General features: G+C 68.4%; 10 protein-coding genes. 7 read left to right on the forward strand and 3 right to left on the reverse strand.

Going from position 1 to position 13317, the window contains the following annotated elements; all coding sequences use genetic code 11:
* Window positions 1–44: 44 nt before the first annotated feature.
* Window positions 45–1688, reverse strand: coding sequence for an ABC-F family ATP-binding cassette domain-containing protein (locus C7C57_RS09675; protein ID WP_187976237.1), 1644 nt, complete (start codon window positions 1686–1688; stop codon window positions 45–47).
* 392 nt (window positions 1689–2080) lie between these two features.
* Here C7C57_RS09675 and C7C57_RS09680 point away from each other — a divergent pair, with 392 nt between their 5' ends.
* Window positions 2081–3955, forward strand: coding sequence for a DEAD/DEAH box helicase (locus C7C57_RS09680; RefSeq protein WP_187976238.1), 1875 nt, complete (start codon window positions 2081–2083; stop codon window positions 3953–3955).
* Between the two features lie 175 nt (window positions 3956–4130).
* On the opposite strand, the gene C7C57_RS09685 is transcribed toward C7C57_RS09680, so the two are convergent.
* Complete coding sequence (locus tag C7C57_RS09685; RefSeq protein WP_187976239.1) at window positions 4131–6251, reverse strand: ATP-binding protein; 2121 nt, start codon at window positions 6249–6251, stop codon at window positions 4131–4133.
* Entirely contained in the window at window positions 6244–6927 is a 684-nt protein-coding gene (locus tag C7C57_RS09690) for a response regulator transcription factor (protein WP_187976240.1), read from the reverse strand. The genes C7C57_RS09685 and C7C57_RS09690 overlap by 8 nt, the downstream gene beginning before the upstream one ends.
* A gap of 112 nt (window positions 6928–7039) precedes the next feature.
* Between C7C57_RS09690 and C7C57_RS09695 the strand changes: the two genes are divergently transcribed.
* The 6 genes from C7C57_RS09695 to C7C57_RS09720 all read left to right on the forward strand — a co-directional run bounded on the left by C7C57_RS09695 (window position 7040) and on the right by C7C57_RS09720 (window position 13295).
* Window positions 7040–7675 (forward strand): hypothetical protein, encoded by a 636-nt coding sequence (locus C7C57_RS09695; protein WP_187976241.1) that lies wholly within the window; start codon window positions 7040–7042, stop codon window positions 7673–7675.
* On the forward strand, window positions 7672–8928 hold the full coding sequence (locus C7C57_RS09700; RefSeq protein ID WP_187976242.1) for a peptidoglycan-binding protein: 1257 nt from the start codon (window positions 7672–7674) through the stop codon (window positions 8926–8928). Before C7C57_RS09695 ends, C7C57_RS09700 begins: the two co-directional genes overlap by 4 nt.
* On the forward strand, window positions 8925–9599 hold the full coding sequence (locus tag C7C57_RS09705; RefSeq protein ID WP_187976243.1) for an ABC transporter ATP-binding protein: 675 nt from the start codon (window positions 8925–8927) through the stop codon (window positions 9597–9599). Before C7C57_RS09700 ends, C7C57_RS09705 begins: the two co-directional genes overlap by 4 nt.
* Entirely contained in the window at window positions 9596–10813 is a 1218-nt protein-coding gene (locus C7C57_RS09710; RefSeq protein ID WP_187976244.1) for an ABC transporter permease, read from the forward strand. The genes C7C57_RS09705 and C7C57_RS09710 overlap by 4 nt, the downstream gene beginning before the upstream one ends.
* 236 nt (window positions 10814–11049) lie before the next feature.
* A complete protein-coding gene (locus C7C57_RS09715; protein ID WP_187976245.1) occupies window positions 11050–11766 on the forward strand; it encodes a FadR/GntR family transcriptional regulator in 717 nt (238 codons plus the stop codon).
* 164 nt (window positions 11767–11930) lie between these two features.
* Complete coding sequence (locus C7C57_RS09720; RefSeq protein WP_187976246.1) at window positions 11931–13295, forward strand: MFS transporter; 1365 nt, start codon at window positions 11931–11933, stop codon at window positions 13293–13295.
* The last annotated feature ends 22 nt before the right edge of the window (window positions 13296–13317 follow it).

The raw sequence follows: 13317 nt of genomic DNA on the forward strand, positions 1-13317 counted from the left end.
TAGATCGCGTTCACATAACGCAGCAATAGATCAGCTTACGCGACTCAGTCCTCTCGCACAAGGGGTGATCTCGAATCTCCGGGTTCGGCGGCGAACATATCTCCCCGCTCGTTCAGCGCACCCTCGGCCGTGAGCTCCCAGACGCGGTCGCAGTGGATCCGCGCCAGGAAGGCGTCATCATGGCTCACCACGAGCAGCGCCCCGCGATACTCGCTCAGCGCCTCGACCAGGCGATCCACACTCGCGAGGTCGAGATTGTTGGTGGGCTCATCGAGGATTAGCAGCTGGGCGGGAGGCTCGGCAAATAGCAACCGCGCCAGCGAGACGCGAAAACGCTCCCCGCCCGACAGGGTAGACACCGGACGATGCACCGCATCCCCGCGCAGGAGCATCCGTGCCAGGATGCCGCGAATCTCCCCGTCCGGAGTCTCGGGGGCCGCCAGGCGGAGGTTCTCCAGCGCGCTCGCCCCCTCGACAAGGCCGTCGAGACGCTGCGCCAGATATCCCACGCGATCGGTGAGCAGGCGTGCCCGCCTCGTGGATGTGGTGTCCAGGAGCTCGCGCAGCAGGGTGGTTTTCCCCACCCCGTTGCCGCCGATCAGCGCCACCCGCTCGGGTCCCTGGATGACCAGGGTGCGCCCGGCCAGCTCGAACTCGGCGATCCGCCGCGACCGTGCCACCCGGGGATCGGGCAGCTCCAGGTGGATGCTCTCCTCCCGGCGCACCCGCTCGGCCGCGCGATCGCGCGCCTCGGTGGCCGCCTCCACCCGGTTTTCCAGGTTGCCGCGCAGCTTGCCCGCCGACTCCTGCGCCTCGGAGGCGCGCTGATTCATCACGATCTTGTCGCCGCGACGCTGCTCACTGGCCTTCTTCCCCGCGCGGAGCCGACGTGCCAGCAGGGTTTCGGCCTCCTGACGCTGACGCCGCTCCTTCTTAACCGCCAGGTCGGCGCTGCGCTCGGCCTGGATCGCGGCCGCCTGCTCCTGCTCATGGTGCGCCCGCCAGGCCGAATAGGGTCCACCAAACACGGTGAGGGAACCGGCGAAGAGTTCGGCGGTCTGCTCCATCCGATCCAGCAGCACGGTGTCGTGGCTGACCACCACGAGGGTGCCCGGCCAGGTTTCGACCATCCGATAGAGCGTGCTCCGGGCATCGCGGTCCAGGTTGTTGCTGGGTTCATCCAGCAGCGTGATCGGGGCCCGGGCCAGGCGAAGGCCGGCGATTGCGACGAGCATGGCCTCGCCGCCGGACACCGTGCCGATCCTCCGGTCGAGGTCGGTCTCGGGCAGTCCGCACTCGGCCAGGGCGCGGGACCCCTGGGCCTCCACGTCCCAGCGGTCGCCGAGGACGTCGAAGTGGCGGGGATCCACATCCCCGGATTCGATCGCGCGGAAGGCGCGCAGCTGCGGTCCGATCCCCAGGACGTCGGCCAGGGTCGCGTCGGTATCCAGGGTCAGGGTTTGCGGCAGGTACCCCACCGCTCCCCCGGTCACCACCCGCCCCCGGGTCGGGGTCAGTTCCCCGGCGATGAGCCGAAGCAGGGTGGATTTTCCCGACCCATTGGTGCCGATCAGACCGGTGCGGCCGACCCCGATGGTGCCCGAGAGCCCGTCGAGGGTCACCGTCCCATCGGGTCGAGTCAGGCTCAGATCGAACAGCGAGATGGCGGGTTGAGGGTGCTGGGACATACGTTGTCCTTTCGTTATACCCGGGGCCTGTGGGCGCATCCGGGCAGCGAGAAATGGATATCGCACACCAACGAGGGCACCCGGGCACCGCGAAGAGCGCGGCGGGGTGCGGGTGATGTGCGGACGGTAGACCGAGCACACGCAGCGATTCGAATGGGGAAAAACCCCGCGACACTCCCTAGAGTGCGCGCCCGGTGGAAATACCAACCGGGCGCGGATCAGGCACCCGGGGATCCCTCAGAAAAAGGGGATCAACCCTGGGGCTGCGCGCGCATGCCACCGCCGGGGCGGAGGCTAGGCCCTGTCGATCTCGTCGATTATCACCCCGGAACGCTAACACGCGTTCAAACTTCGGTCAACTAACACGGGCAAAAACGGGTACTCTGGAAGTTATGACTTCCCCCGACTCCGATACCATTCCCTTCTCCGAACTCGGACTGAGTGACTCGGTCCTGAAGGCCCTGAAGGACGTCGGGTACGAAACCCCCTCCGCAATTCAGGCCGCCACGATTCCCCCGCTGCTCGAGGGCCGCGACGTCGTAGGCCTTGCCCAGACCGGAACCGGAAAGACCGCTGCGTTCGCGCTGCCGATCCTTTCCCGGCTCGACCCGGACCAGAAAACCCCGCAGGCACTCGTGCTTGCGCCGACCCGTGAGCTCGCGCTGCAGGTGTGTGAGGCGTTCGAAAAGTACGCCGCCCACCAGCGCGGTGTCCGCGTCCTCCCCGTTTACGGTGGCCAGGGCTACGGCGTTCAGCTCTCCGCGCTGCGTCGCGGTGTACAGGTTGTTGTGGGTACCCCGGGTCGGATCATGGATCACCTCAACAAGGGCACCCTGGATCTCTCCGAGCTGCGATTCCTCGTGCTCGATGAGGCCGACGAGATGCTGAAGATGGGTTTTGCCGAGGACGTGGAAACGATCCTCGCGGACACTCCGGATTCCAAGCAGGTGGCCCTGTTCTCGGCCACCATGCCCCAGGCAATCCGCCGCATCTCGGCACAGTACCTGAACGATCCCCAAGAGGTCACCATCAAGGGCAAGACCACCACGTCTGCCAACATCACCCAGCGCTACATGGTGGTGTCCTACGCCCAGAAGGTTGACGCCCTGACCCGAATTCTCGAAACCGAGAACTTCGAGGGCATGATCATCTTCACCCGCACCAAGAACGAGACCGAGACCCTGGCCGAGAAGCTGCGGGCTCGCGGATTCTCCGCCGCCGCGATCAACGGTGACATTGCTCAGGCTCAGCGTGAGCGCACCGTGAACCAGCTGAAGTCGGGCAAGCTCGACATCCTGGTTGCCACCGATGTGGCCGCACGAGGCCTGGACGTGGAGCGCATCAGCCACGTCATCAACTTCGACATCCCGGTGGACACCGAGTCCTACGTGCACCGCATCGGCCGCACCGGCCGTGCCGGTCGTACCGGTGACGCGATCTCGTTTGTCACCCCGCGCGAGCGTCGTCTACTGACCGCGATTGAGCGGGCCACCCGCCAGCCGCTGACCCAGATGTCGCTGCCCAGCGTGGACGATGTGAACACCACCCGCCTGAGCCGCTTCGATGACTCGATCACCGCGGCGCTCGAGCAGACCAGCCGGATCGATCGCTTCCGCGACATCATCGCCCACTACGTCGAGCACCACGACGTTCCCGAGGCAGACGTTGCCGCGGCCCTCGCCGTGGTTGCCCAGGGTGAGACCCCGCTGCTGCTCAACGCCGAGGACGAGCGCGACGCCCGTCGTCGCGAGCGTGAGGCACGCGAGTTCAGCCGGGACGAGCGGGGCGGTCGCGACCGTGACGCCCGTGGTGGATCGCGTTTTGACCGGGACGACCGCGGAGACCGTGGCAACCGCTTTGACCGCGAGGAGCGCCGCCCGCGCAACTCCGGCGCCCCGATGACCACCTACCGCATCGCCGTGGGTCGTCGTCACCGCGTCGAGCCGCGTCAGATCGTTGGTGCCCTGGCCAATGAGGGTGGACTGAACCGCGAGGACTTCGGCGCGATCCAGATCCGTCCGGACTTCTCCCTGGTGGAGCTGCCCGCCTCGATGCCCGCGGACACCCTGGATCGCCTGGCAAACACCCGCATCAGCGGCCAGCTGATCGAGATCCGCGCCGACCGCGGCGCCCCCGCCCGCCGGGAGAACCGCTTCGAGCGCGACAACCGTGAGGACCGCGGCGACCGCGGTGGCAGCTGGAACCGCGACCGCGCCCCGCGCGAGGACCGTGGAGACCGCGGCTTCGACCGCAAGCCCCGCCACTAGGCGCTAGCGCTCGTCGCTAGCCAACCGTTGTCCGGCCTCGTGCCGGGCGATACAACAGGAGGCACCCACTCACTCGAGTGGGTGCCTCCTGTTTTGCATTATTCGGTGTCGATGCCGGGGCACCGAGCGAACATCGCAAGATACGTTGCCCGGTCCGGCTGGTGAGCGCCCGGGCTCACCTCGACGGCGTTCCGCTCCGGTCGGTGAGGGGCGGCGCATCGGGGAACCACAGGGTCACCGCGGTGCCGGTTCCCTGGGTGCTGGTCAGGGTCGCGGAGCCGCCGTGGAGGCGCAGGATTTCACGCACGATGGCCAGGCCCAGGCCGCTGCCGCCGGTGGCGCGGGTGCGCGACTTATCGGCACGGCGGAACCGATCGAAGACGAAGGGAACCTCCTCGGCGGGGATGCCCGAACCGGTGTCGGTCACCGTGAACGCGATACCGTCAGGTACTCCACCCGAAACCTCGTTGCCCGGGCGCTCGTCCTTCGACCGGACCTCGCCACGGCGCTCATCCCTCGAACGTCCTTCGGCACCGCGATCCTCTCCCGGCATTGCGTCGCCGCGGCGCTCGGCGGTGATCGTGATGCGACCGCCCTCCGGAGTGTGCCGCACCGCATTGGACACCAGGTTGAGCAGGGCCTGGCGTAGGCGGAAGGGATCCGCGCGCACCATCGCGTCGGCGGGCAGGGCAGGATCGGCGATCGCGGTCAGGGTGATGCCTGCCTGGTCGCTGAGACCCCGCGCCGCGGCCTCGAACTGATCGAGGAATTCCCGCAGCGGAATATCTTCGATTTCCAGGGACAGCTCCCCCGCCTCGGCCAGCGAGAGCTGGTGCAGGTCATCCACCAGTCGCTGCAGCACCAGGGTTTCCCGGTGCAGGGTGGCCAGGAACGCGGCATCCGGGGTCACCAGGTTATCCTCGGCAGCCTCGACCCACCCCCGCATCGTGGCGATCGGGGTGCGCAGCTCGTGGGAGATGTCACTCATCATCGCGTTCCGCGAGGATTCCAGGGTTTCCCGGCGCTCGGCCATCGTGTTAAACGCCGTGGCCACGGCGCCCACCTCGTCGCGGCGGCGCACGTCGGCGCGCGCCCGCAGGTCGCCGTCGCTGGCGCGGGCGGCCGCGGCGGCCAGGGTGCGCAGCGGACGGGTCAGCCGCAGTCCGCCATACAGGCTGAGGCCCAGGGTCAGCACCAAAAGTCCGGCGATCAGCAGGGTCAGCCGCAGCTGGTTCTCCCCGGAGAAGTCCCAAAACACGCGGGCCGTGGCATCCTGCCCCTGAATAAAGAGGCGCGCGGGTTCGGCCACGCTGGAGGCCAGCTGTTCCTGACGCGAGGTTTCGATGCAGCCGCTCACGCCCCGGTTGGACTCCCGGTCGCTATCTACCGAGGTCCAGCTCAGGTCGGTGTCCAGGATGATCGGATCCTCACCGGAGCGGGCCAGGCAGTCGTTGACCAGGGTGTCCAGCGCCTGAAGGGCCGTGTACTCGCTCTGGGTGGGCTTGCTCAACAGGCCCTCGTCCTCGAGGCAGGGACGCGGGGTCTGGGTGCCCGTGGGCATCGAAACCACCGGGCGCCCATTGGGCGCGGTATCGCTCAGCACCCCGGACACACCGTTGGTGCTCAGGCAGGTCACCAGGGTTTTCGCTTCGGCGATCTTCTGGTCCCGTTCCTCATCGTTCAGCCGGAACGGGCCGACCGCCCGCGGGTCGATGACCGAGAAACTCGGCGGCCCGCCGGCCGTCGTCCCGTCGCGGGAGGGCGCGGGAGATGCTCCCCCCGATGCCTGCCCGGGCTTCTCGGAGGGTTCCGAGGTGGGTGACGAACCGGGTGCCGCGGACTCCCCCGGTTCGGGATCCTCATCCGGTTCCGGGGCGGTGATCCGCGCCGAGGGCGCGAGGGAGGGATCCAGCGCCAGGGGGTTGAGGATCGCGCGAGCCAGGTCGGGCCGGGGCAGCTGGGCCGACTTTTTAGCGGTCGTGGCGATCAGATCCCCCGACTCATCCATCAGGGTCAGGGTCACCTCGTTCTCGCTCGCCAGTCGCCTCAGCTCCGGACCCACGGCATCCCAGTGCGTGTGGGTCGCCGCATAGCCCACCAGGTCGTCATAGACGGCGGTATCGGTGGTGACCGTCTGGTCGCGCTTCTGCTCCACGGCGGTTGCGGTGGCCGACACGGTCATCCAGACGGCCGCGGCCACGGACACCGCCACGATTGCCGCGGTCAGCACAAACAGCGGCACCACCAGACTGCGCGGCCACGGCACCCGATGGCCGGGATCCACCGGCCTACGCATCGGGATCCAGCAACTTATAACCCACCCCGTAAATCGTGCGAATCAGCTGCGGATGGGCGGGGTTCTGCTCAACCTTCTTGCGCACATTGGACACGTGGACGTCGATTGTCCGCCGCGAAATATAGCGGTCCACCCCGTGCAGATTACGGATCAGCTGCTCGCGGGTAAAGACCTGGCCCGGGGCCTGCGCGAGCTGGGCGAGAAACGCAAACTCGCCGGGGGTCAGGTCCAAAACGGTGCCGCCGAGTCGGGCCTCATGGCGACCCGGATCGATCTCCAGTGCGCCCACGCGGATCACCGGTGCCACCGTTCCGCGGGCGTCGCGGCGCAGCAGCGCGCGGACCCGGGCCATCAGCTCGCGCGGACTGTAGGGCTTGGTGAGGTAGTCGTCGGCGCCGAGGTCGAGGCCCAGCAGCAGGTCGTCCTCGGAGGTCTTGGCGGTGACCATCAGGATCGGGACCGCGGATTCGGCGCGCAGGATGCGGCACACATCCAGGCCGTCCAGCCTGGGCATCATCACGTCGAGGATCAGCAGATCCGGGGTCTTCCGGCGCACCTCGTCGAGGGCCGCGCGCCCATCGGGGACCACGGTCACGTGGTGCCCCTCATTCTGCGCATAGAGCCGGATCAGCTCGGCCTGCGCGGGGTCGTCCTCGGCAATTAACAGTTCGGCCATGACGGTAGTCTAAGCCCGGGAATCCGCGGGAAACCGGCGGATCACGCCCGTTGGGGCAAACGCACACACGTTCCTAACATTTGCCTGACATTATGTGCCTAGCGTGGCCGCCATGACTGTTTCACGATCGTTTTTGACGCCGCGGATCCTGCTGGTCCCGGCACTGATTCTCGCCGCAATCCTCAGCGGCTGCGCCCAGGACTCGGACACCGGGATCACCCGGGTCGCCGAGCTTCCGCGGGTCTCCTCGAGTGCCGGGACCGATTCGGGAACTTCGAACACACCCGCCGGGAACACCGCCGACGGCGAGGGCTCGGGCCGCCCGCAGATGCGTTTGGACGACTCCCCCGAGCGGCGTGACCAGCTGATCGGAGCCTGGAACGCCTGCCTGATCGCCCACGGTGCGACCGCCGATAACGGCCGCAACGCGCCGGGGGCCGCCGGGCAGTCGGGCACCAAGGCCGACACCTATCCGCGGGCCGCCGATCCGGTGCCCGACACCGCCAAGGCCGCGTGCACCAACCTCCTCCCGCTGATGCCGAAGGAGCTTGAGGCCGCCACCAATCCGAAGTTCCGCGATCAGTCGGTGGCGTGGATCTCCTGCCTGCGCGATCACGGGATCTTCATGCACCTGCTCAACGCGCAAAACCTCGACGCCAACTATGACGACAGCATGACCTCGATCCCCGATAACGCCGGGGACATCGACCAGAAGTGCACCCTGCAGGCCTTCGGGAGCGGCAAGTGAGTCGGCGTTTTCGCCCGGGCAAACGCACCCTCTGGATCTCCGGGATCGCGGTTCTGTTGGTGGGTGCGGCGGCCGCGGGGCTCGCGTGGACCCTGGCACCCACGGCGCCGCCGCCCGTGAAGGCGGACCATCGGCCCACCGCGACCGTGACCCGCGGCGATATTTCCACCGGAACCGACTATCCGGCCACAATCGATTTCGGGGCCGCCCATCCGGTCACCGGTCCCGGCACCGGGATTATCACCCTGCTGCCGGCCGCCGGTACCGAGATCAACCAGGGCGACCAGCTGTATCGCGTCAACGATGAGCCGGTCACGCTGCTGATCGGCACGACACCGCTCTACCGCGAGCTCTCGCTCGCCGGGACGACCGGCGGCGGTGGCAGCGGTGGCAGCGGTGGCGGGGCGGGCAACGGTGGCAGCGCAGGCGGCGGCACCAGCAACAACACGGGTAATACCGGCAATTCCGGCGGCACAGGCAACCCGGGCAACTCCGACGACCCGAGTGCGCCGCCGGCGACACCGCCGCCGGCTCCACCCACCCCGCCGCGTCCGCCGCACGGCAAGGATGTGGCCGTGGTCGCCGATAACCTGGCGGCCCTGGGCTACACGGTGGGACCCCAGCGCGGCGGCGAGGATCGCGTGTTCACCCCGGCCCTTTCGGCGGCCATTAAGCGCTGGCAGAAGAAACAGGGGCTCGACCAGACCGGGATCATCAGTCCCGAACGCTTCCTGGTAAACCCCGGCCCACTGCGAATCAACGCGATCAGCGCGCGGGTGGGCGACCCCGCCTCCGGACCGGTCCTGACCGTGACCGACACCACCCGGGTCATCACCGTCCCGGTACCCGCGGGCAGCGCGGGTGGGATCGCCGTGGGCGCAAAAGCTCCGGTCACGCTGCCCGATGGCTCGACCCTCACCGGCACGATCGCCGCGCTTCAGAACCCGCCCGCCGGGGACTCGGGCGGCGGCACTCCCAGCATCACGGTCACCCTGACCACCGATCCCGCCGACGCCGAAAAGCTCACGGCCGCGGGAACCGGGGGTGCCCGGGTGCGCTTCATCGGGCAGACCCACCCCGGCGTCCTGATCGTCCCGGTGACCGCGCTGATCACCGTGCAGGGTGGGGCGCAGGCCATCGAGACTCCGGCCGGGAAACTCATCGCCGTGACCACCGGCCTCTTTGCCGATGGAAACGTGGAAATCTCCGGCGACGGCGTCACCGAGGGCCTCCGGGTGGTGGTGGCCTCGTGACCGCTGTCCTCTCCCTGAGCGAGGTCACCAAGCGCTATCCGGGCGGGGTGACCTCGCTGGATCGGGTCTCCCTCGACATACACCCGGGCGAGTGCCTGGCGATTGTGGGCCCCTCGGGATCGGGCAAGTCCACGCTCCTCAACATCTGTGGCACCCTGGATCGCCCCACCTCGGGCGAGGTGCTGCTGCTCGGCCGTTCGGTCCCGCGGATGAACGATCGTGAACTCTCGACCCTGCGCGGGGGCACCCTGGGGTTTGTGTTCCAGCAGTCGCACCTCAACGAGCGCCTCTCCGCCGTGGACAACGTGGCCACGGGCCTGCTCTACGCCGGCGTCCCGCGCCGCCAACGTCCGGCCCTGGCTCGTGAGGCGCTGGACCGGGTGGGCCTCGCCGACCGTTTTACCCACCGCCCCCACGAGCTCTCCGGCGGGGAGCGGCAGCGGGTGGGCATCGCCCGGGCCCTGGTCAACTCCCCCGCGCTGATCCTCGCCGATGAACCCACCGGCGCGCTGGACTCGGTCACCGGACGCCGAATTCTCGACCTGTTCCTCGAGCTCAACCGCGAGGGAGCCACCATCGCGCTGATCACCCACGATCAACAGATTGCCGCCGAGCTGCCCCGCCGGGTCGAGATTCGCGACGGCCGGCTGAGCGAGCGGGTGGCCGCATGAGCGCCGCGCCCGCCCGCCTGAGTCTGCGCGCCCGGCTGAGCCCGCTCGACGTGCTGAGCCTCGGCTTCGAGGGGGTGCGCGGACGCCTCGGGCGCGCGGCACTCTCGGGCCTGGGGATCGCGATCGGCATCGCGACCCTGGTCCTGGTGACCGCGATTCCCGCGTCCGGCAAGCAAAAACTGCTCAACGATATCTCGGCGCTGGGCACCAATATTCTGGTGGCGCAGCCCGCGTCCTCTCCGGATAATCCGATCACCCTGGATCCCGGGGCTCCGGCGATGGCCGGGCGGATCGGACCGGTCGAACACGTCTCGGCGGTGGCCAACGTGCACCAGACCGTGCGTCGAACCGAGTACGTCGGGGACACCCTGAGCACCGGCATCACGACCCTCGCCGCCCCCGATAACCTGCTCACCACCGTGCACGGGAGGATCGCCTCGGGACGCTTCCTCGACCCCTCCGCTGCCGCCTACCCCACCGTGGTGCTGGGGTCGCAGGCGGCGCGCTGGTTGGGCATTGCCGAGGTGGACCCGGATCAGCCCGCGCGGCTGATCGATGTGGGTGGCACCCGATTTGCGGTGATCGGGATCCTGGCTGCGATGCCGGTGACCCCCGAGCTGGAACAGGCGGTGTTCATCGGCTGGGATGCGGCCCGCAGCACGTTTGGGTTCGACGGCCGATCCAGCGTGGTGTATCTAACGGCCGAAGAGTCGCAGATCGAGGCCGTGCGCGCGGTCCTCCCGGCGACCCTCGATCCACAGACGCCCGGACTGATCCAGGTGAGCAGCCCCTCGGAGGCGTTGCTGGCCAAGCGGCACACCCAGAACACGTTCTCGGGCCTGTTCCTGGGACTGGCCGGGGTCGCCCTGGTGGTGGGCGGGATCGGCGTGGCCAATACGATGATCGTCTCGGTGCTGGAGCGTCGCCGCGAGATCGGCCTGCGCCGGGCCCTGGGGGCCGCCCGCGGGCAGATTCGCCTGCAGTTCCTGATCGAGGCCGTGTTCCTGGCCGGAGCCGGCGGGGTGATCGGAACGCTGCTGGGGATCGCCGGCACCCTGGGCTATACGCTGCTGCAGGGCTGGCCCGTGGTCATCCCGCCGGAGTCGGTGATCGGCGGACTGGTCGGAGCCGTGCTGGTGGGCGCGGTGGCCGGCGTGTACCCCTCGATTCGCGCCGCCCGGCTGCCCCCGACGGAGGCCCTGGCCACCAGCTAACCCGGGCAGGGCGGCCGGATTTCCGGGTGCTCCGAAAGGGCGCGCGCACAATCGGGTGAGACCGGACCCGCGCCGATCCGAGCGGCACGCGCCCCTCCTGCGCCGCCCGGCGGTGCCCCGGCGATAGACTCGGGACACCGCCGCGGCCCGGAATCTCGGCGCTGCGCACCCCGTGCACCGCCCGCCCGTGCACGCGCATCATCGCAACCCGCACCCTCGCACCCCGGAGGCCCACCATGCTCGAACCCGTGTCGCGCAATAAGCTCAGCCTGCAGATGTTCGACGCCCTGGTGCTGTACATCTCGCGCAACGAGCTGAACCCCGGCGACTCGCTGCCCTCCACCGCGGCGCTGGGTGAGCAGTTTGGGGCCAGCCGGCCGGTGGTTCGCGAGGCCCTGAGCGCACTCGAGGCGATCGGTCTGGTGGAGATAGCCAGCGGACGCAACGCGGTGGTCCGCGAGCTGGACGGTCACCTGATCTCGCTCTTTCTCGGCCGCGCCCTGCAGCGCGAGGCCGCCCCACTGACGGCCCTGATGGAGGTGCGGGTCCCGCTTGAGGTGCAGGCCGCAAGCCTCGCCGCCGAGCGCGCCAGCGAGGAGAGCATCGCGATCCTCGGGGCCCTGATCGAGCGGATGGAACTCGCCCTCGGCGACACCGACCTGTACCCGCGCCTGGACGCCCTGCTGCACCTGGAAATCGCCCGCGCCGCCAATAACAGCGCGCTCACCTGGTTCACCGAATCGGTGGGTGCCAAGCTGTTCGAGACCATGGTGGAGGTGCGCAGCTATCGCGAGCAGAACCGTCTGGTGGGCTCCGAGCAGGACCAGCACCGCGGCATCGTGAACGCGATCCGCGCCCACGATCCGGCCGCCGCGCGCACGGCCATGGAGGCGCATATGGCCTCGACCCTGGCGCTGGTGACCTCGCTCGAGGCACGACCGGGTCTCGCCTAGCCCGAGACGCGCCCCAACAACCCCGGCAGACACGCCGGAAATTCGCATGTTCCCCCAACCTATATGACAGGTTGACAGGTTTGTGTTACCTTTGTGTCTGCGCAGGGTTTCAACGTGGAACCCTCAACGTATTAGCGCCCTACAACGAAGTAAGGAGTGTCGTTATGGCACACACCGTCGCCGCCCCGGCGAAGCGGTCCTTCGCGGATCTCCGTCGCGCAGCCGTCTCCGGCTGGCTCGGAACCGCACTGGAGTTCATGGACTTCCAGCTCTACTCCCTCGCCGCCGCCCTCGTCTTTAACAAGATCTTCTTCCCCGACGCCTCCCCCGCCGTCGCCCTGATCGCCAGCCTCGGCACTTACGCGGTGGGCTACGTCGCCCGCCCGCTGGGCGCCTGGTACTTCGGCCGGATGGGTGACCGGATCGGCCGCACCAAGGTCCTGGTCATCACGATCGCCCTGATGGGTGGCGCGACCACGCTGATCGGCTTCCTCCCCACGTATGCCGTGATCGGCATCTGGGCCCCGATCATGCTGGTCATCCTGCGCCTGGCACAGGGCTTTGGCGCCGGTGCCGAGATCGCCGGAGCCTCGGTCATGCTGGCCGAGTACGCACCCACCTCGCGTCGTGGACTGGTGTCCTCGCTGGTGGCCCTGGGCACCAACTCGGGCACCCTGCTCGCCTCGGGTATCTGGGCCGCGCTGGTCGCGTTCATGCCCGAGGACATGCTCTTCGACTGGGGCTGGCGGATCCCGTTCATCGCCTCGTTCCTGGTGATGTTCTTTGCCCTGTGGATCCGCCTCAAGCTCAAGGAAAGCCCGGTCTTCGAGGGCCGCGCGGACGTGGTTGACGGCGTCGCGCTGTCCAAGGCCGAGCTCCAGGCGGAGCCCGCACACCGCAACGTCCTGGGCGAGGCCCTGCACTCCAAGAAGGGCCGCTCGTTCCTGATCGCGATGGGTCTGCGCTTTGGTGAGTCGGGCAACTCCGGCATCATCCAGACCTACCTGATCGGTTACATCGCCACCGCCATCCTGGTGGATCGCGCCGTGGGTACCACCGCGATCATGATCGGTTCGGTCATCGGATTCGCCACCGTCCCGCTGTTCGGCTGGCTCGGCGACCGCTTCGGCCGTCGCCCGATCTACATCGCCGTCACCATCTTCCAGGCCCTGTTTGCGGTCCCGGCGATGCTGATGATCAACACCGGTGACACCTTCCTGATCTCGCTCGCCCTGATCATCGGTCTCTCGGTGTCGGTGCTGGGTATGTTCTCGGTGCAGTCCTCGTTCCTGCCCGAGCTGTTCGGTGCCCGCAACCGCTACACCCAGCTGGCCCTCGCCAAGGAGTTTGGTGGCATCATCGCCGCCGGTATCGGTCCGGTGGTGGCCGCCTGGCTGGTCGCGCTCACCGGATCCTGGTGGCCGATTGCCGCCATGATGATCGGCTACTCGGTGGTGGCCCTGGTTGCCGCCATCGTCTCCCCCGAGACGCGTGGCCGCGACCTGACCGATCTGCGCGACGCCGCCTAACCCGGATCCCTCGATCCACCAT

It is taken from the genome of Mycetocola sp. JXN-3 (genome assembly GCF_014522285.1).
In the GTDB taxonomy this organism is placed as follows: Bacteria; Actinomycetota; Actinomycetes; order Actinomycetales; family Microbacteriaceae; genus Mycetocola; species Mycetocola saprophilus.

Excerpts from the sequence above, each read along its gene's own strand:
- C7C57_RS09675 (WP_187976237.1), bottom strand. The coding sequence starts at position 1,688 with ATGTCCCAGCACCCTCAACCCGCCATCTCGCTGTTCGATCTGAGCCTG.
- C7C57_RS09685 (WP_187976239.1), bottom strand. The coding sequence starts at position 6,251 with ATGCGTAGGCCGGTGGATCCCGGCCATCGGGTGCCGTGGCCGCGCAGT.
- C7C57_RS09680 (WP_187976238.1), top strand. The coding sequence starts at position 2,081 with ATGACTTCCCCCGACTCCGATACCATTCCCTTCTCCGAACTCGGACTG.
- C7C57_RS09695 (WP_187976241.1), top strand. The coding sequence starts at position 7,040 with ATGACTGTTTCACGATCGTTTTTGACGCCGCGGATCCTGCTGGTCCCG.
- C7C57_RS09690 (WP_187976240.1), bottom strand. The coding sequence starts at position 6,927 with ATGGCCGAACTGTTAATTGCCGAGGACGACCCCGCGCAGGCCGAGCTG.
- C7C57_RS09715 (WP_187976245.1), top strand. The coding sequence starts at position 11,050 with ATGCTCGAACCCGTGTCGCGCAATAAGCTCAGCCTGCAGATGTTCGAC.
- C7C57_RS09720 (WP_187976246.1), top strand. The coding sequence starts at position 11,931 with ATGGCACACACCGTCGCCGCCCCGGCGAAGCGGTCCTTCGCGGATCTC.
- C7C57_RS09710 (WP_187976244.1), top strand. The coding sequence starts at position 9,596 with ATGAGCGCCGCGCCCGCCCGCCTGAGTCTGCGCGCCCGGCTGAGCCCG.